The 17,402-nt window shown below is 60.5% G+C and carries 13 protein-coding genes; all 13 read right to left on the reverse strand.

The features are described from left to right. Nucleotides 1–9 precede the first annotated feature (9 nt). The gene (locus QMN23_RS17685; RefSeq protein ID WP_282000650.1) at nucleotides 10–8,022 is read right to left on the reverse strand and encodes a DUF4347 domain-containing protein; all 8,013 of its coding nucleotides are present in this window, start codon (nucleotides 8,020–8,022) and stop codon (nucleotides 10–12) included. 104 nt (nucleotides 8,023–8,126) lie between these two features. Beyond that, nucleotides 8,127–8,678, reverse strand: coding sequence for a phage tail protein (locus QMN23_RS17690; protein WP_282000651.1), 552 nt, complete (start codon nucleotides 8,676–8,678; stop codon nucleotides 8,127–8,129). Between the two features lie 16 nt (nucleotides 8,679–8,694). Then, nucleotides 8,695–9,222, reverse strand: a complete 528-nt coding sequence (locus QMN23_RS17695; protein ID WP_282000652.1) for a phage tail protein — start codon at nucleotides 9,220–9,222, stop codon at nucleotides 8,695–8,697. Nucleotides 9,223–9,236: 14 nt separating this feature from the next. Further along, entirely contained in the window at nucleotides 9,237–9,755 is a 519-nt protein-coding gene (locus QMN23_RS17700; protein ID WP_282000653.1) for a phage tail protein, read from the reverse strand. 111 nt (nucleotides 9,756–9,866) lie between these two features. Beyond that, complete coding sequence (locus QMN23_RS17705; protein ID WP_282000654.1) at nucleotides 9,867–10,166, reverse strand: DUF6916 family protein; 300 nt, start codon at nucleotides 10,164–10,166, stop codon at nucleotides 9,867–9,869. 33 nt (nucleotides 10,167–10,199) lie between these two features. Beyond that, nucleotides 10,200–10,730 (reverse strand): GNAT family N-acetyltransferase, encoded by a 531-nt coding sequence (locus tag QMN23_RS17710; protein WP_282000655.1) that lies wholly within the window; start codon nucleotides 10,728–10,730, stop codon nucleotides 10,200–10,202. Between the two features lie 480 nt (nucleotides 10,731–11,210). Next, nucleotides 11,211–11,804: a hypothetical protein gene (locus tag QMN23_RS17715; protein WP_282000656.1), complete on the reverse strand. Its 594-nt coding sequence runs from the start codon at nucleotides 11,802–11,804 to the stop codon at nucleotides 11,211–11,213. A gap of 106 nt (nucleotides 11,805–11,910) precedes the next feature. After that, the gene (locus tag QMN23_RS17720; protein WP_282000657.1) at nucleotides 11,911–12,402 is read right to left on the reverse strand and encodes a glutaredoxin domain-containing protein; all 492 of its coding nucleotides are present in this window, start codon (nucleotides 12,400–12,402) and stop codon (nucleotides 11,911–11,913) included. Between the two features lie 322 nt (nucleotides 12,403–12,724). Continuing rightward, nucleotides 12,725–13,630, reverse strand: a complete 906-nt coding sequence (locus QMN23_RS17725) for a hypothetical protein (RefSeq protein ID WP_282000658.1) — start codon at nucleotides 13,628–13,630, stop codon at nucleotides 12,725–12,727. A gap of 259 nt (nucleotides 13,631–13,889) precedes the next feature. Beyond that, nucleotides 13,890–14,111: a hypothetical protein gene (locus QMN23_RS17730; protein ID WP_282000659.1), complete on the reverse strand. Its 222-nt coding sequence runs from the start codon at nucleotides 14,109–14,111 to the stop codon at nucleotides 13,890–13,892. Between the two features lie 198 nt (nucleotides 14,112–14,309). Next, nucleotides 14,310–15,353 carry a transposase gene (locus QMN23_RS17735; RefSeq protein WP_282000660.1) on the reverse strand — a complete coding sequence of 348 codons (1,044 nt, stop codon included), beginning with the start codon at nucleotides 15,351–15,353 and terminating at the stop codon, nucleotides 14,310–14,312. Between the two features lie 64 nt (nucleotides 15,354–15,417). Beyond that, nucleotides 15,418–15,531, reverse strand: coding sequence for a DUF4124 domain-containing protein (locus tag QMN23_RS17740; protein ID WP_282000661.1), 114 nt, complete (start codon nucleotides 15,529–15,531; stop codon nucleotides 15,418–15,420). 573 nt (nucleotides 15,532–16,104) lie between these two features. Then, on the reverse strand, nucleotides 16,105–17,055 hold the full coding sequence (locus QMN23_RS17745; RefSeq protein ID WP_282000662.1) for a hypothetical protein: 951 nt from the start codon (nucleotides 17,053–17,055) through the stop codon (nucleotides 16,105–16,107). Nucleotides 17,056–17,402: the final 347 nt, after the last annotated feature.

Below are 17,402 nucleotides of genomic sequence, written 5' to 3' on the forward strand. Positions count from 1 at the left end.
TTTCGCTCGTTAGTGAATCGCGCCGATGGCCATCCGCAGGATGACGATGACGTCGCTGATGTCGACCTTGCCGTCACCGACCGAGATGCCGTTGACCATCGGCGCGACGTCGAGCCGGGTCAGTTGGCTCGTGTCCGGCTGGATGATCCCGACGGTCATCCGCAGCGCCTGCAGGGCGTCGACGACGGTGAGTTTCGCCGTGTCGGTGGCCGTCGGCAGGGTGTAGATGATGTTCCGCTGCACGGTGACGCTGGTGTTGTTCTGGTCGACGCCGGTGACCGCTACCTGGTAGACCTTGGCTTCGCTGAAGGTCAGCGGCTGCTGGAAGCTGCCGTTGACTACCGCCGGGGTGTAGCTCTGGCCGTTGACGCTGACGGTGACGGCGACCGGGGTGGTGTTGTCGGCGACCGTGCCGGCCAGGGTGTAGCTGCCGAGGACGGTCCGGATGTCGGCGGCCGGGTCGCTGACCGCCAGGGAGAAGGCCGTGGCCAGGGTGACGGTCCGCTTGATTTCGACGGTCTGCCCGGCGCCGTTCGTGGCGGTGATCAGGATGGTGTTCTGGCCGTTCTGCAGGGTGGCGGTGAATGCGTAGCCGCTGGCGGTGAGCGCGGCCAGCTGCGGCGTGGCGCCGTTGACCGACCAGCTGACGACGGTGGTGGCGTCGAGCGGGCTGATGCTGCCGCTGACGGCGATGTTCTGCTGGTAGGTGACGGCGTTGTCGTCGGGGGTGGCAACCGTCAGCTGCGGTGCCGTCGCGTCGAGGGTGATGGTCCGGCTGGTGGTGCTGCTGACGCCGGCGTTGTTGGTGACGACGACGGTAACGGTGTTCGCCCCGGCCACGAGTTGCACCGGATAGCTGAAGCTGCCGTCGGCGTTGACGGTGACGGCGACGCCGTTGACGGTGACCGAGCGGATGCCCGCCGGGTCGCGGGCGATGCCGCTGACGTTCTGGGTGGTGACGGTGGTGACGGCGTTGTTGGAGAGGGTCGAGAGCGTGGTGGTCGGCGGCGTGGTGCCGTAGACGACGGTGATGCTCTGGGTGACCTGGGGCGCGCTGCTGTAGTTGGCGTCGCCGGCCTGGTTGGCGGCGATGGTGCACGTGCCGAGCGCCTTGCCGGTGACGGTGGTGCCGCTCACCGTGCAGACGGTTGGGGTAGTACTGCTAAAGGCCACGGTCAGGCCGGAAGTGGCGGTGGCGCTGACGGTGGCGGTGCCGCCGACGGTGAGCGACGGTGTGCTACCGAAGCTGATCGTCTGGCTCCCTTTGCCGATGCTGATGCTCTGGGTGGCCGGGGGCGCGGCGGTGTAGTTGCTATCCCCCGGCTGGTTGGCGGCGATGGTGCAGGTCCCGGCGGTGAGGCCGCTGACGGTGGTGCCGGTGACGCTACAGACCGCCGGGGTGGTGGAGGTGAAGCCGACGGTCAGGCCGGAAGTGGCCGTGGCGCTGACGGTGGCAGTGCCGTTGACGACGACGCTCGGCGCGGCGCCGAAGCTGATCGTCTGGCTCCCCTTGCCGACGGTGATGCTCTGGGTGGCCTGGGGGGCCGGGTTGTAGTTGCTGTTCCCCGCTTGATCGGCGGCGATGGTGCAGGTCCCGGCAGTGAGGCCGCTGACGGTGGTGCCGCTCACCGTGCAGACTGCCGGGGTGGTGGAGGTGAAGGCCACGGCCAGGCCGGAAGTGGCCGTGGCGCTGACCGTGCCGCTGCCATTGACGGTGAGGGTCGGCGCGGCGCCGAAGCTGATCGTCTGGCTCCCCTTGCCGACGGTGATGCTCTGGGTTACCTGGAGGGCCGGGTTGTAGTTGACACTCCCCGGCTGGTTGGCGGCGACGGTGCAAGTCCCGGCCGTGAGGCCGCTGACGGTGGTGCCGCTCACCGTACAGACCGCCGGGGTGGTGGAGGTGAAGGCGACGGCCAGGCCGGAGGTCGCCGTGGCGCTGACCGTGCCGCTGCCGTTGACCACCACGCTCGGCGCGGTGCCGAAGCTGATCGTCTGGCCCGCCTTGCCGACCACGATGGTCCGCTGGACGGCGGGGGCGGCGCTGTAGGTGGCATTCCCCGCCTGGGTGGCGGTGACGACGATGCTGCCGGCACCGGTGATGGTCAGGAGGTTGCCGGAGAGGCTTGCCGGGCCGCTGGTGAGGCTGAAGGAAACCGGCAGTCCGGAGGTGGCGGTGGCGGAGAGGGCGAGCGGGGCATCGCCGTAGGTGGCCGTGGCCGGCGGGGTGAAGGTGATGCTCTGATCCAGCGTGCCGTTGGTCAGGGTGTAGGTGGCGGTCAGGCTGGCAACGCTGGCGGTGACGGTGTAGCTCCCCGGCGTGCCGTTGGCGGCGACGCCGTAGGCGGCGCTGCCGGCAGCATCGCTAGTGGCGCTGCCGTTGGCGGCGATGCTCGCGCCGCTGGCCGGGCCGGTGAAGGTGACGGTGACGCCGTCGAGCGGCCCGCCGAGGGCGTCGGCAACGGCAGCAGTGAGCGGGGCGGCGAAGGCGACGGTGGGGGGTGCCAGCTGGCCGGAACCGCCGGTGGCGGTGAGACTGGCCGGCAGCCCCCGTTCGTAGGCGCCCATATCGCAGGAGCCGTTCTGCGGCCGGCTCAGCCCCCGCTGGTCGGCGGTCGGGGCGCCGGTGCAGTCGCCGGCGTCGATGGCCGGGGAGTTATTGAGCAGCGCCATGGTCATGGTCGGGCCGCCGTTGTCGGCCAGCGTGCCGAGGAGCGGGTCCTGGCCGGTCAGGTTGCCGGTGCTGTCGCCGGTAATGGTGGCGCCGGCGGAATCCTGGATCAGGTTGTAGCCCTGGGACGTGACGGTGCCGGCGATGTCCGGACCGGTAGCGGCGCTGTTGCCGGCGACGATGCTGTTTTTGATGGCAAGGGTGCCGCCGGCGACGGCGATGCCACCGCCCAGGGTCGTGGCGTTGTTGTTGGCAACGGTGACGTTGACGAGGGTGGCCGCCCCGCCGCTATTGGCGATGCCGCCGCCCTGGGCCGTGGCGCTGTTGTCGCTGATGGTGACGTTGGTCAGGCTGAGGGTGGCGCCGGTGGCAATGGCCCCCCCGCTGGCCGCGCTGTTATTGCGGAACAGGGTGTCGCTGACGGTTATGGTCCCCGCGGCGCTGATGGCCCCGCCGGTGGCGGTGGCGCTGTTGCCGCTGAAGACGCAGCCGCTGATGGCGGTGGTGGCGGTGGCATTGTCGCTGAGCGCCCCGCCGGTGACGGCGCTGCCGTCGGCGAGGGTCAGTTTCTCCAGGGTGAAGCTGGTGCCGGCAGCAACCTGGAAGAGCTGGACGGCGTTGCCGCCGCTGAGGGTGAGCTGGCCGGCGCCGGGACCGCTGATGGTCAGGTCCTTGTCGATGGTGAGGCTGGAGACGAGGGTGATGGTCTGCCCGTTCAGGCCGCCGGCAAAGGTGACGGCATCGCCGGGATTGGCGTCGAGAATGGCCTGGCGGAGCGAACCGGCGCCGCTGTCATTGGTAGTGGTGACCACACGGGTGGTGGCGGTGGTGACGGCAACGGTGTTGGAGTCGGCACCGGTGCCGCCGCTATTGTAGGCCCGCACCCGGTAGTAGTAGGGAGTATTGGCGGTCAGGCCGCTGACGGCGGCAGTAGTGACGTTGCCGACATCTTTGTTGGCGTAGCCAGCCACCGGGCTGGTGAAGCCGCTGTCCGTGGCCACATCCAGCTTATAGCCGCTGGCGCCGCTGGCACTGTTCCAATTGGCGGTGAAACCGGAGAAGGTAACGGCGCTGGCAGCGCTGGCCGTCGGGGCAGCCGGGGCGGTGAGCTGGCTGATGATGTTGGAGCTGCCGCTGGTGCCGCTGCCGTTGTAGGCCCGCACCCGGTAGTAGTAGGTGGTGGTGGCGGCAAGGCCGCTGACGGCGGCAGTGGTGACGTTGCCGACGTCTTTGTTGGTGTAGCCGGCCACCGGGCTGGTGAAGCCGCTGTCCGTGGCCACATCGAGGTAGTAGCCGCCGGCGCCGGTTACCGCTCCCCAGGTGGCGCTGAAGCCGCTGGCGGTAACAGCGGTGGCGGCGGTGGCGATGGGGATCAGGCTGTCGACCAGCACGCCGGTGGTGGCGCCGACACCATGGAGGGTGAGGTCGGCACTGTTGCCGGCGACATCAGTGATGGTGCCGGTGTTGAGGGCCAGGGCGCCGACGGCGATGCCGTCGCTGTCGAGATCGCCGCTTTGCACCGTGTAGCGGTAGGTGATGCCGGTGGCGGTCTTCGCCAGGTAGGCGGCCGTCCGGGGGGTAGCGCCGACGGTCAGCCCGAGGGTGGAATCGGTGCCGGTGACGGTGACGTTCTCGCTGAAGCTGACCGTGAAGTCCAGATTCTGGCCGGCGGTATAGCTGCCGTTGGCCGGGACGGTGACCGTGGTGACAGTGGGGGACACGTTGTCGACGGTGGCGTTGCTGCTGCCGGCGGCGGTGGTGGTATTACCGGCGTTGTCGCTGGCGGTGACGGCGACGTTGCGGTTGGTGGCGCTGTTGAGGGCACCGGCCGCGATGACATAGGTGGCACTCCAACTGCCGCCGCTGTTCGTCGCCGCTACGGCGGCACCGCCGCCGAACTGGCTGAAGTCCACCGTCACGCCGCTGATGTCGGCATTGTTGTCGCCGCCGGCGGTGTTGTCCCAGGTGGCGATGACCGTATCGCCGATCTTGAAGGTACCGCCGCTGCCGGTGGCGCCGCTGATGCCGATGTGGGCGGCTGTGACCGTCGGCGCGATGGTATCGACGGTGGCGTTGCTGGTGTCGGCGGTGGTGGTGCTGTTGCCGGCATTGTCGCTGGCGGTAACCGAGACATTGCGGTTGGTGGCGTCAATGGCCCCGGCGACCAGGGCGTAGGTGGCGGTCCAGCTGCCGGCGCTGTTCGTCGCCGCCACGGCGGAGCCGCCGCCAAACTGGCTGAAATCGACGGTGACGCTACTGATGGTATCGCTGTTGTTGTCGCCGCCGGCGGTGTTGTTCCAGGTGGCGGTGACGGTGTCGCCGATCTTGAAGGCGCCGCCGGTGCCGGTGGCACCGCTGATGCTGATATTGGCAGCGGTGACCGTCGGCGCGATGGTGTCGACGGTGGCGTTGCTGGTGTCGGCGGTGGTTGTGCTGTTACCGGCGTTGTCGGTGGCGGTAACGGCGACGTTTTTGTTCGGGCCATCGATGGCCCCGGCAACGAGGGTATAGCTGGCGGTCCAGCTGCCGGCGCTGTTCGTCGCCGCCACGGCGGAGCCGCCGCCGAACTGGCTGAAGTCCACCGTCACGCCGCTGATGGTGTCGCTGTTGTTGTCGCCGCTGGCGGTGTCGTTCCAGGTGGCGGTGACGGTATCACCGATCCGGTAGGCGCCGCCGCTGCCGGTGGCACCGCTGATACTGATGCGGGCGTCGGTGACCGTCGGCGCGATGGTATCGACGGTGGCGTTACTGGTGGCGGCGGTGGTAGTGCTGTTGCCGGCATTGTCGCTGGCGGTAACCGAGACATTGCGGTTGGTGGCATCGATGGCCCCGGCGACCAGGGTGTAGGTGGCGGTCCAGCTGCCGGCGCTGTTCGTCGCCGCCACGGCGGAGCCGCCGCCAAACTGGCTGAAATCGACAGTGACGCTACTGATGGTGTCGCTGTTGTTGTCGCCGCCGGCGGTGTTGTTCCAGGTGGCGGTGACGGTGTCGCCAATCCGGTAGGCGCCGCCGGTGCCGGTGGCACCGTTGATGCTGATATTGGCAACGGTGACCGTTGGCGCGATGGTGTCGACGATGGCGTTAGTGGTGTCGGCGGTGGTGGTGCTGCCGGCACTGTTGGTGGCGGTAACCGAGACATTGCGGTTGCTGGCGTCGATGGCGCCGGCGACCAGGGTGTAGGTAGCGGTCCAGCTGCCGCCGCTGTTCGTCGCCGCCACGGCAGCACCGCCGCCGAACTGGCTGAAGTCCACCGTCACGCCGCTGATGCCGGCATTGTTGTCACCGCCGGCGGTGTTGTTCCAGGTGGCGGTGACGGTGTCGCCGATCCGGTAGGCGCCGCCGGTCCCCGTGGCGCCGCTGATGCCGATATTGGCATCGGTCACCGTAGGAGGGGCGAGAACCGTGACGGTGATTGTCCGGGTGGCGGTGGCCGCGCCGTCGCTCACCTGGACGGTAAAGCTGTCGCTCCCGGCATATCCCGCCGCCGGGGTGTAGGTGATGGTGCCGCCGGGGGCGATGTCGGTAGCGCCGGACGAGGCCGTTGCACCGACGAAGCTCAAGGCGCCGTGGCTCGGCGGCGCGCTCTGACTCCAGGTCTCCGTCTGGCCCGAATCGGTATCGCTGACGTGCAGCAGCCCCGTGATATCCGTGGCGGGAGCGTTCTGGTTCACCGTCAGCGCCGTCGTCGCGCCGACGAAGGTCGGAGCGACGTTACAGGCCCCGGTGGTAAAGGTCTGGTCGCTGCCGGTGACGGTGCCGCCGCTGCTTACCGCCTTGGCCCGGAAGTGATAGGCGGTGTTGCAGGTCAGGCCGGAAACGGCGGCCGACACCGCGGTGGCGACAGCGCCGGTCACCGGACTCTGCGCCGCCGTGACCGAGCTGCCGTAGCTGACAGTCGTCCCGTAGTCGAAGGTAACCGTGCTGCTGACGCCGTTGGCATTGACCGTCCCGTTCAGGGTGGCGCCGCCGGCGGTGATGCCGCTTGCCGCCCCGGTGGTAACGGTGGGCGGTGCAAGATAGGTAAACTGGTCACTGGCAGTGGTGGCACTGGTCCCGCCCGCAGTGGTGACGGTGACATCCACCGTCCCGGCCGTGCCGGCCGGCGCCGTGGCAGTGATCTGGCTCGCCGAATCGACGGTATAGCTGGTAGCGTTATTGGCCCCGAACTTGACGGCGGAGGCCCCGGAAAGGCCGGTGCCGGTGATGATGACGCTGGTACCGCCGGCGGTTGGGCCGCTGGTCGGACTTATGCCGGTAACGGCCGGCGTTGGTGGCAGGGCAGGATAATCGGCGACGACAAATCCCGTCAGCGACGTGCTATTGCCGACGCCGCCACCACTGGACCCTTGGGTAATATCGACATGAACGGCACTGACCGAGGTCGGCGTGAGCGTGAAGGTCTTCGAATAGTTGCCGTTGGCGTCGATGGAATCGTAGCTTGAAGAGTTGACCGTAAACGTTGCGACGGGAGTGGCATTATTGTCCAGCCTGATCGAGAAGGTATAGCTATAGCTGGGACCAGGATACACACCGACCGTCACGGACTTTATGGTAAAAACACCCCCGCCGACGACCGGCGTGATATCGATCGTGCCCTGCGTCGAGGTATTGGTACCGTTTATGTCCAGGTAAACGCCGTACGAATCGACATTGATGATATTGCTGTTGTCGCCGTTCAGTTCATGCCCGGTAAAGGTGAAGTAACTATCCGACACGCTTGTCCCGGAAGAGTTGATCGTGCCAAAGCGTGTCAAATCGTAGGCAACATCGAGAAGGGCGCGGTAGCCCTCCCCGAACGACAGGTGTGCGACGGTAACCGTGCCGGTGCTGGCTTCCAGGTCCCAGTTCCCGCCCAGGCTTGCCGCGCCGGTAGGGTCCGTTGAAGCGGCAACGACGGCCCCGGTGGCGTGCGCGATGGCGGCTATGAATTGCCGCCCCGCCGCCCCCCTGGCGACATTGCAGCCGTAGAGCAGGATATCGCCGTCCCGTTTCAGGGCATTGCCGATTGTCGCCAGGTCGGCGGCGTGGTTTTGCAGGTTCCGCGACGTCAGCGTCAGCGCCCCCAGGCGGAGCACCCCGCTGGCACCGTGGGAGATGACATGGACGGCATCGAGGTCGCTCTTTCCTGCCAGGAACGCCGCCATCTGCTCCACCCCATCGCCGCCGGCGGAGAGGCGGACCACCTCCGTGCCCGGCCGGACGCCCTCTGCCAGCAGCTGCGCATCGGGCACGCCGGCGTCGATGAAAACGATCGAATGCTCCCCTGCCGAAGCCGCTACGGGCCCGAGTAGGAAAAACAGGCTGACCAAAGCTACGGTCATGAGCAAATAAAGTTTAGTGCGCAGCATCGACATGGAGCGTACCTCCTGGCAGGCGATTCGCCTATCCTTGTTTCGTTTCGGGGAGAGAAGAGCAGCTTCTCTCCCCGGAGACAGCAGTGACGGTTCGATACTCGTTGTTACGGATGCTGGGGCCAGACGCCGGTCAGCGCGATACAGAGCAATACCGGCAGATACGGCTGCATATTATTGTGGGGAATCGGACCCGGGGCACTGCCCGCCAGTTGCACCGCGTCGGCGGCCAGACGGACATCGGGCGCCGCCGGCGATTGATAGGTGTTCACCGCCGCGAATTTTTTCCCCGGATTCCCTCCCGCCGCCAGATAATGACTCGCCACGGCTGTCTGGTCCGCATTGGCCGCAACGGCATTCAGCGTGTGGCTGTGGGGCGGGAAATCGTTCTCCATCAACGTCACCGAGGACTCGCCAACGACATCACCCCAGTCGCGGGGGGTCAGTCCCTTCCCGGCACCGCACCCCATGGGTGCTCGTCCCATCAGATTCGGCAGGCCGAAGGTCGCCCGGCCGTCGCCGCCATAGGTTGTGCCGAGAATGCTGAACAGCGCCGGGTTCTGTTGAACCTGCATCAGTTGGCCGTCGCAGGTGGCCCAGCCGTAAGGGGCGTAGGTGAAGGCAAAGGCTCGTATTTCTCCGTAAAATGGGTCGGACATGGTCTCTCTCTCCTTTTCACCAATCTCTGGGAGGATATACTCCGGTCAGCGCAATGCAGTAGTTGACGACCAACGAGGGCTGCATATTTTCATGACCCGCGGAAGCGCCGGCCGGAGCGAGCGAAGCGGGCGCCAGGAAAGCCGCCGGCGACGCCTTCTCCGTGGCGTAGGCAAACTTGCTGTTGGTAGCATCCGCCACCGCCGCCAGCAGGTTCCCGCCGGGAGCGTTGCTATTGCCGGCGGCGCTGCTGGCGAGCAGGCCATGGCTATGGGCCGGCAGCTGGGAGGCGGCGGTCAGGGCAACGGTTTCCGTCCCCCCCGTCACCCCTTCCGGGTAGGTCTGGCTGCGATGGATCATCGTCCGCCCCCGCAGGTCGGGGAGGTTGAAGGTGGTCCGGCCGTCGCCGCCATAGATGGTACTTAACAGGCTGTACAGCGCCGGGTTCTGTTGAATCTGCACCTGTTGGCCGTCGCACGTCGCCCACCCCCGCGGAGCAAAGTTGAATGCGAGCAGGCGTATTTCGCCGATATACGGATCGCCCATGGCTGTTCTCCTTTCTAGGACTGTTGGGGATATTCGCCGGCCAGCGCAATAATGAAATTGACACTCAGGGCCGGCATGACGTTGTCATGGGGGAAAGCGGCACCCGCAGACGGCTCCACGGCAACCCCGCTCATGGGGGCGTCGGAGGTGGCGTCGGAGTAAAGGCTGAAGGCGGCACTGTTCGCCGGGTAGTTGTCGGCCGGGGCCGTGGTGGTGGCATCCCCGCCAACGCTGATGGCATGGGTATGGTTCGGGATGTTGGCGACCTGCAACGACACCAGCTCCGTGCCGAACGAGCTGCCGAGCGGCCTGGCAGTCAGGTTTGGCGCCTGTCCCTTGTGGAGCGGCACCCGGCCCCGGAGGTCCGGCAGGTTGAAGGTGGTGACGCCATCCCCGCCATAGGTGACGCCGATCAGGGCAAAAAGCGGCTGATAATCATTCACCCTCAGGGTGCGACCATCGCACAGCGCCCAGTTCACCGGCGCGTAATTCCCGGCGAACATCCTGATTTCTCCGATAAAACAATCGCTCATCGTTTCCTCCTGTCTGTGGGAAGATAAACTTCTCGGCCGTCCTGGCCAAGCTGCTCGGGACAGCCAGCCAACTGCAATGCAACGTGCTGTGTCCTCCTCTTCTCCCGCCGGTCATCGCTCCCGCGGTGCGCTGAAAACTGCCTGATAATAGACCGCATCCGTATGCCCGGTATGGATCGGGCCGAGGAACAACGCCATCTCGCCCATGACGGGGTGCCGCACCGTGTGGGTATTGTGCCGGAATACGGATGCCGGGCTCCCCTTGAACACGAGCGAAAATCCTTCCAGCATGGCGGAGCTTGTCGCACTGACCTCCACCAGTTCCACGGTTACCGGCGCCATGTCGACCGGCGCCACCTCGAAGGCGGTCGCGATATGCGGCTCGAAATCCTCTTTCCTGAAACCTGCCATCCCCTTTTCCTCCTCTGCGCTGTAAATATGCTGTCAGGCTTGCTCCCCCGCGACCGCCGGCCGGCGGACCATGAAGAGGTAGACCCCCTTGTCTTCCTCAACCCGGAAGCCGACCCGCTGGTAATACTCGAGAATCGGGTTGTTCTTCTCCACATGCAGGCTGACCGGCAGGCCATGCCGCCCGGCTTCCCGCAGCAGTGCGTTCAGGAGATTGCCGCCGATGCCGCGTTGCCTGAAATCCGGCAACAGTGCGATATCGATCAGCCGGTATTCCGTATCCCGCCGATCCACGTAGAATCTGCCCGCCGGGATACCGTCCGCCAGGATGATGTCGAAGGAGGGATTCAGGTAGCTCTGCATGTACTGGGCGTGCTGCAACTGGAACTGCATCCGCAGGAAGCTTTCCCACGGCTCGTCCGGCCAGCCGACAAGCGACTTTTCTTCGGCGCGGGTCGAGGCGTAGAGCCGGAAGAGAAACTCCCGGTCGTCATCGGTAACGGGGCGGAGCGAGATCGAGGTCGGGGGATTGGCTGCGGTCATCGGCAGCCTCGCTGTGCCAGACATGTCACCTCCTTGGCAGCAGGCCAATTAACAACAATCTTCTCTTTTAGCAGACATTCCGGCCGGTGGAGATGGCCGTTCGTCAGTACATTCGTAGGAGGTTTTGGGAGGAGGGTACCAATCCACAGGATGGCGGCGGCCAAGCCGCTGGAGACGATGGCGTTGCGATGGTCGGTAAAGCCGGCCACCGTCCCGTCGGTATTGCGGGCGGCAACCGATCGAGTACCAAAAATCTAGCACATGCCGCGGCAACCACAAAGCGCTTTTTCGAACAAAACTCAAGTGATCACTAAAAGTTACTATATATAGTAACCTCGGATGATTATTTTTTGCCAATGGGAGAAAAACAGTGTTCGGCCGACAACCAGCAGGGTGACAAAGGAGAGAGAGAAGGGAAAGGATCCGGTAACTGGAAACCGTTTGCCGGCGGCAGCCACCGGGCGGGGCAAGGACAGGCCGGCCCGGCTCGCTGCCGGAAGCCGGCTAAGCCGGCCGGCTGACCGAGAAGCCGGTTCTCAAGCCGGCCTGCAGATCGAAGAGGTGCCGCACTTCCGTAACGGTATACGTGCCGGCGAACCGTGGCAGCACCGCCTGCAGGGTGACTGCGTCGCCGACGTGCAACGAGCCGTTGACCTCGGCCACCGCGGCGCCGGCCATCGTCCCGCCGGCACGGTCGAGTGCCGCCTCCCGCAGGGCCTGTCCCAACGTTATGCTCCAGCTTTTCGCCACCCGGCGTCGTATCCGCGTGACGGGCTTCGTTTCGGCAACGACGGTGAGCGTGTGGCCGCCCGTCTCGCGGTAGCCGGCACCGAGGCGGTTGATCGCCCCGCTGAAGAGAGTCGCAGTCCCGAGCGTCACCCGCAGCTGGTGCCCGAGATCGAAAACGGCGCTGTCGGCAAAGAGGTAGCCGCCGCTGGCGCTCCAGTTGTTGAGGGTGATTTCGCAGGAGGTCGCACCATCCGCCCGCTCCCGGATGACAAGGGACTGCAGGTCGATCTGGATGGCGGGAGAAGCAGCGCCGGCCACGGCAATCTCGGGACGGCTTGCGGCAAGCAGCGACGACCAGGTGTCAGACATGCGGAATCCTCCCTGCCGGTCATGCGCCGGGCGCCCGCCGCGCAAGGCGGGCGGGCAGCAGCTCATGATGCGGCAATCGCCAGGGGTGCAGGTACCGGAAGCACGGTCACTCGTTCCCCAGGTACTGTTCGAGCAGCTGGGCCGAGAAGCCGGACATCCGCTTGGAGCCGACCAGGATCAGCGGGACGCCGTGTCCGCCCAGTTCGCGGAAGCGGGCGTTGGCGCTCTGGTCCTTTTCGATATCGTAGATGGCAACCGGGTAGTTTTTGGCGGCAATGTACTGCTTGGCCATTTTGCAGGTGGGGCACCAGTCGGTCACGTACATTTCGATGGTCCCGGTGAAACGCTTCGACTGCGGAGCGGCCGGGGCGGAGCGCTGCGGTGCCGGGCGCGCAGCCCCCGTGGCGGCAGCCGGAGAGGGAGCCGGCGCGAAATCGGCATCGGAGTAAACCTTCGTCTTTTTGCGCTTCTTCGCGGCCGGCGGCGGCGTGTCCTTGAAGGTCACCGAACCGTCATCGCCGACCCAGCGGTACATTTCGGCCCCGCACGAACCGGCGACCAGCAGAATCATCAGCAATACTGAAATGCTAAGCTTCATGGAGCCTCCCGGGATTATCGGTCCCCGCTTGCGCCCTCCCCTGCTGGCGCCGTTGGGGGCATTCTCTTCTCTCTTCTCTATTACTTCGCCGCAACAATCGTAATGAGCCCGTTTTCGGATGTTGCGCGGGCCACCAGGGGACGTAGTTGATTTGTTGACTTACCCTTCACTACTCAACTAATCAACTACGTCCCCTTAGATGTTTGATTCGCGCTGTTCGTGGCATGGTTTTTCAGATAGTTATCCTATGTAAGTTAGCATAAGTGACCAACGTCCCCGAAGGGTGCTCCGCACCACCCGATGGTTGGCTGTCGTATCTGATTCATTTCAAGTTGACAGTCCACGTTCTACCGAGAGAACTTTCGAAGCCATTGGTGTATAACAGTTTCGTGAAACCTGCGGCCCTAGCCTGTTCATCAATATGAATTTCGTTCTGAAATTTGTAGACGAGTGGTTGTGACATTAATGCGTATTTGATGCGAAGGGTCTTCTTGTTGTCTCCTGTTGCTCTTACTTGTGCATCCATTCCGGTTCGGACAAATATCTCTTCTACTGAAGACGCATAAGCATCACGCAATGCTGTTTGCACTTTAGGCAGTAATGATGCAGTCTTAGAATATATTCTTTTTCCAGTTTCGTTTTTTCGGGTTGAATAGGCCTCTTTAGCAATGGTGAGTACTGCAACATCTTGAATTGCTTGTTTAACATCATCTGCATTCGCGTAATACTTCTTCATTTTAGAACGAAGATCATTGGTTCTCTTTTCCATTTCCTTCAGTTTGTTATCATCAGAAGTTACTTTGTTTTCAGCTTCCTGCGTTTTTTGTTTTTCTGATATCTCTTGTTGAAGCGCTGCTACTTGCGAATATTCAGAGGCATTTTTTTGAATTGCTTCAAGGTGGGTTTTGGCAGCGTCATAGTTTTTACTTTCTATTGATTTTTTTGCGTTAATCAGATGTTCACCGGGAGGCATTTGTTTGAATTTTTCACTTACCTGTGGTGGAGCTGAGGCCTGTGGCGGTGGGTTTTTCTTTTCTTCAAGAACATTGGCGATAACACCAAGGCCAAATAGAATCAGTAATCCCTTGACTACAATTGGACTGGCTTTCCATTTCTGAACGAGGATATTCTCACCCTGCGTAGTAGTTTTAGCGTTGTCCCTATACATCGTTTTCCAGACGAACCAGACAATCGCTCCGATGACCAACAAACCAATCAGCCCTGTCATGATATTTTCTTCCTTTCAGATTGATTTTTTTATCAGACAACGGGGCCGGAAATCACCGGCTGTCAGGCCGGTGTATTTACGTGGTTATACCATGTCCTCCGGCTCCTTAACCTCTCTTCGGGGAGAGAAAAGGAGGAAATCAGAATGACGGCAAAGGATATTGTTTCAAGTATTTCAGCGAGGATTGTCGCGGATTACAGCAAACTCGCTTCCATGACTCGTGAGGAGTTGTTTGCTGAACATGACCGCATTTGTCTTTCTACTCCGGGTTTGTCTGCGCCTTGCAAAGGTCTTCGACTCGTCGAATATTCTTCAAACCATTGATGAGCTGGTTTGTTTCGCTGAGTAATGGACTGATTTTTTCTTGGTCGAATCCTCCTTGAAGTTCGATGAGTCGGGCCGTGTAGGTAGCATTCACGATTGTTGCGGCGGTTAGCATATCGAGGGAGTCTTTCAGTACCATCAATTGTTCGTCAGTCATCGCTTCCTCCTGGGTAATGGTGCCCTAGTGGAACACTCAGTTTCTCGGCTTTATTCGGGCCTCATCAGCCCGCAAAATAATTCGGTCTTTTATTCGATTTTGTATAACGGACCGGGCGGTGAGCGGGTTCACCGCTCCACTGCTCTGGTTATGTCATCGCCCAGTCAAGGGGCCCAGTCAAGGGGGACGCCCATAAATTTATAAGTTACTTCCTGCATCCTCCAAAGCTTTGCTCAGAAAATCATCAAGACGCCACCCTCTCTCGGCAGCGAACCTTTCCCCACGGCCAACCGTTAGGCTTACAGCTGGCTGAGTCAGCCCAAGCCGTTTGGCCAAAGCCGTCGATGTACTTCCAAGTTCCCTGACAGCCCAGTAGCAAAAGAGGCTGCGAGCCTCGACGCGTTGCGGTTGCCTCCCTGGCGCTTCCACTTCGGCCGGATTGATGCCGAGGGCGCCTGCAACCACTAAGACCAGTTTTTCGAGATCACATCCCAGATGGAAGTATCGTGCTCTCTTCTCCATCTCTTCATTCGCAGATTCCAGAATCCTCTCCACAAAATCACTGTCTCCGAGAATCCTCTCGTCGCTCTTCAGGAAGATGCCGCCCGCCCGCGCCGATATGACGGCACTCCAACCTCCCGAACTCCGAAACAGACCGCCGCCTGTCAAGTCATCGCGTCTGCCGTGTGCTACACCGTCAGTGATAAATGCCTCATAGGCCTGAAGAGCTGTATTCGGTCGCTTTCCGAACCGGCCGAGTATTTCATGGGCTGCAAACCACGCATCACCATTGCGTGCGAAAATGCGGCTATTCCCACAATAGCGATGCTCCCGCAGTTCTTCCAGTGAAGACACAACCCCGGCACGGAGCGGATTCAGGTGGATGTAGCGTACCAACTCCAGAAGGTAAGGCTCCTCCTGACAAAGAATTGACTTGTAACGGTTTTGGAACAGGTGTCCATGTCGACCGTGCCGCCGATTGAATTTGGTTGCATATCCGGTCAAAAGGCGACGCATGACGGTGGCGACGGGCACAGTTCCGGTCTGTAGCAGCAAGTGAAAATGGTTTAGGATCAAAGCCCATGCATAGCACCGCGTCGAGGTTTCGGCGAGGATCGTCCCCATCCGCAAGACAAAATCATCCCTGTCCGAGTCATCGGTGAAAATTTCACGGCGCTCAATGCCGCGACAAATGATGTGGTGGAGCGTGCCAGCTCCATCGATCCGAGCCTGACGGGGCATCTCTTTTCATCCTTCTTGTTTCAATAGAAACTTATAAATTTATGGGCGTCCCCCTAGATTCCTCCTAGATTCCTCTAGATTCCTTCGAACCGTCATCGCCGACCCAGCGGTACATTTCGGCCCCGCACGAACCGGCGACCAGCAGAATCATCAGCAATACTGAAATGCTAAGCTTCATGGAGCCTTCCTGGATTATCGGTCCCCGCTTGCGCCCTCCCCTGCTGGCGCCGTTAGGGGCATTCTCTTCCCTATTACTTCGCCGCAACAATCGTAATGAGCCCGTTTTCGGAGGTTGCGCGGGCCACCAGGGGGCGTAGTTGATTTGTTGACTTACCCTTCACTACTCAACTAATAAACTACGTCCCCTTAGATGTTTGATTCGCGCTGTTCGTGGAATGGTTTTTCAGATAGTTATCCTATGTAAGTTAGCATAAGTGACCAACGTCCCCGAAGGGTGCTGCTGTACTAGGTCAACGCGTAGGATCTTGGGCTCTGTTGTCGCCATTTTGGCCAGTTCTTCTAGATTCGCTCTGTTTGCTTTGAAGAACTTTACCATCCTTGGAGTGTGGTCAAACTTTCTCTCAGAATACTCCCTAAAACCGAAGTATCCAGCGAAACAGGCCGCCACCAGAGCGGCTATTGATATGATCTTCAATTTTCTCCGAGGCATTAAAATCCTTCTTTCATGGCCAACGTCACAAGGCGCACCGGCGGAGCGTAGCGAAGACCGCGTGTCGCCGCGGGTTGAACATTATACTTTTGCAACAAGTTGAATGTAGAAATGAACCTTTGTCTTAGCAGAGAGGTTTTGTTCGGTAACAATATTTTTTGCTTGCTGTATAGCATACTTAATCTTAGGACCAGAGGCATCACAGTAATATTCAATATTTTGATACTCACGCGACAAGGTAAATCCCTTAACCTTCGGGTTAGGCCAGACAAAATCAACTTTAATTTTCTCAGGTGTTTTTGGCTCTTTATTCAAAGGAAGAACAAAGTTACCTGATAGCTTATTGAGTTGAGAAACTGTCATTTCATATTTTTGCTCCTCCCACTTATCGGTTGATAGTGGGAAGCGAGCATAAGCTGGCACCTGTACTTCGTCTGAGACAAATACTAATCTAGAATTTTCTTCTGCAATGCTTTTTAGATAAACATGTTCTTCTTTAAATCTATCTTTGAATTCATCTGGGATAGACTGTATTAAATAATGGCCATCTATCACAATTCCCCTCGGCCTTGCTATGTCGTTAAGCCTAGCACTAAGATTGAGCACGTGTCCTGAGTAATCCAATGTGTCTTTTCCAGAATACAAACAGCAAGCTGGGCCACGTGAAATGCCGAAACCTATGTTTTGAGGCGTTGTGAAATTTATCATTGGATCATCTTCAAACATGTTTGGAAAGTCTGATATTGCAGAAAAGCAGGATGAAAATACATATTGTGAAACTTGAAAAAGAGTTTTCTCAGAATATCTAAATGTCATCAACATACCATCGCCGGTAAGCTTGACAAATACAGCTTTTGAAAAATATTTCTCTAACAATTGAAGGTAAAATCTTTTGATAAACATTGCGGTATCAGGAGATTCATGATGTGTGCTGAATACTGAAAAACCACGGATATCGCATACAACCGCAATAACAAATTCAGAACGCCCTTCGGCAGATAATAACTTTTTTCGCAGCGCTTCAGTTTTCATCAATTTCTCCTTGTTGTTCAACTAGTTATTGACCGGTCAGGACCGGCATCTAATATTATATGCAAGCATCTAATAATATATCCCGGCATCTAACTTTAGATACCGGGATGCATATAACAATAGATGCTTTTGGCAACCTCTCGGGCATCTAATATTATATACTGGCATCCAATATTAGATGCCCTCAACTGCCACTGTTCTTCATCTCGGCATCCAATATTATATGCTTCTCCAGTTCTGTCCCCTTGATCTTGCCATGCTGGATGTACCAGAGCTTGACGTCAGGGTCCCATGTCCCGCCCATAGTTTTGGCCATTCTCCCCAATTCAGGAGCCCAAAAGGGGACG

Source organism: Geotalea uraniireducens (assembly GCF_027943965.1).
GTDB lineage: Bacteria > Desulfobacterota > Desulfuromonadia > Geobacterales > Geobacteraceae > Geobacter > Geobacter uraniireducens.

What these genes read in the sequence shown, in the direction of transcription:
- QMN23_RS17685 (WP_282000650.1), bottom strand. Translation starts at nt 8,022, where the DNA reads ATGTCGATGCTGCGCACTAAACTTTATTTGCTCATGACCGTAGCTTTG.
- QMN23_RS17690 (WP_282000651.1), bottom strand. Translation starts at nt 8,678, where the DNA reads ATGTCCGACCCATTTTACGGAGAAATACGAGCCTTTGCCTTCACCTAC.
- QMN23_RS17695 (WP_282000652.1), bottom strand. Translation starts at nt 9,222, where the DNA reads ATGGGCGATCCGTATATCGGCGAAATACGCCTGCTCGCATTCAACTTT.
- QMN23_RS17700 (WP_282000653.1), bottom strand. Translation starts at nt 9,755, where the DNA reads ATGAGCGATTGTTTTATCGGAGAAATCAGGATGTTCGCCGGGAATTAC.
- QMN23_RS17705 (WP_282000654.1), bottom strand. Translation starts at nt 10,166, where the DNA reads ATGGCAGGTTTCAGGAAAGAGGATTTCGAGCCGCATATCGCGACCGCC.
- QMN23_RS17710 (WP_282000655.1), bottom strand. Translation starts at nt 10,730, where the DNA reads ATGTCTGGCACAGCGAGGCTGCCGATGACCGCAGCCAATCCCCCGACC.
- QMN23_RS17715 (WP_282000656.1), bottom strand. Translation starts at nt 11,804, where the DNA reads ATGTCTGACACCTGGTCGTCGCTGCTTGCCGCAAGCCGTCCCGAGATT.
- QMN23_RS17720 (WP_282000657.1), bottom strand. Translation starts at nt 12,402, where the DNA reads ATGAAGCTTAGCATTTCAGTATTGCTGATGATTCTGCTGGTCGCCGGT.
- QMN23_RS17725 (WP_282000658.1), bottom strand. Translation starts at nt 13,630, where the DNA reads ATGACAGGGCTGATTGGTTTGTTGGTCATCGGAGCGATTGTCTGGTTC.
- QMN23_RS17730 (WP_282000659.1), bottom strand. Translation starts at nt 14,111, where the DNA reads ATGACTGACGAACAATTGATGGTACTGAAAGACTCCCTCGATATGCTA.
- QMN23_RS17735 (WP_282000660.1), bottom strand. Translation starts at nt 15,353, where the DNA reads ATGCCCCGTCAGGCTCGGATCGATGGAGCTGGCACGCTCCACCACATC.
- QMN23_RS17740 (WP_282000661.1), bottom strand. Translation starts at nt 15,531, where the DNA reads ATGAAGCTTAGCATTTCAGTATTGCTGATGATTCTGCTGGTCGCCGGT.
- QMN23_RS17745 (WP_282000662.1), bottom strand. Translation starts at nt 17,055, where the DNA reads ATGAAAACTGAAGCGCTGCGAAAAAAGTTATTATCTGCCGAAGGGCGT.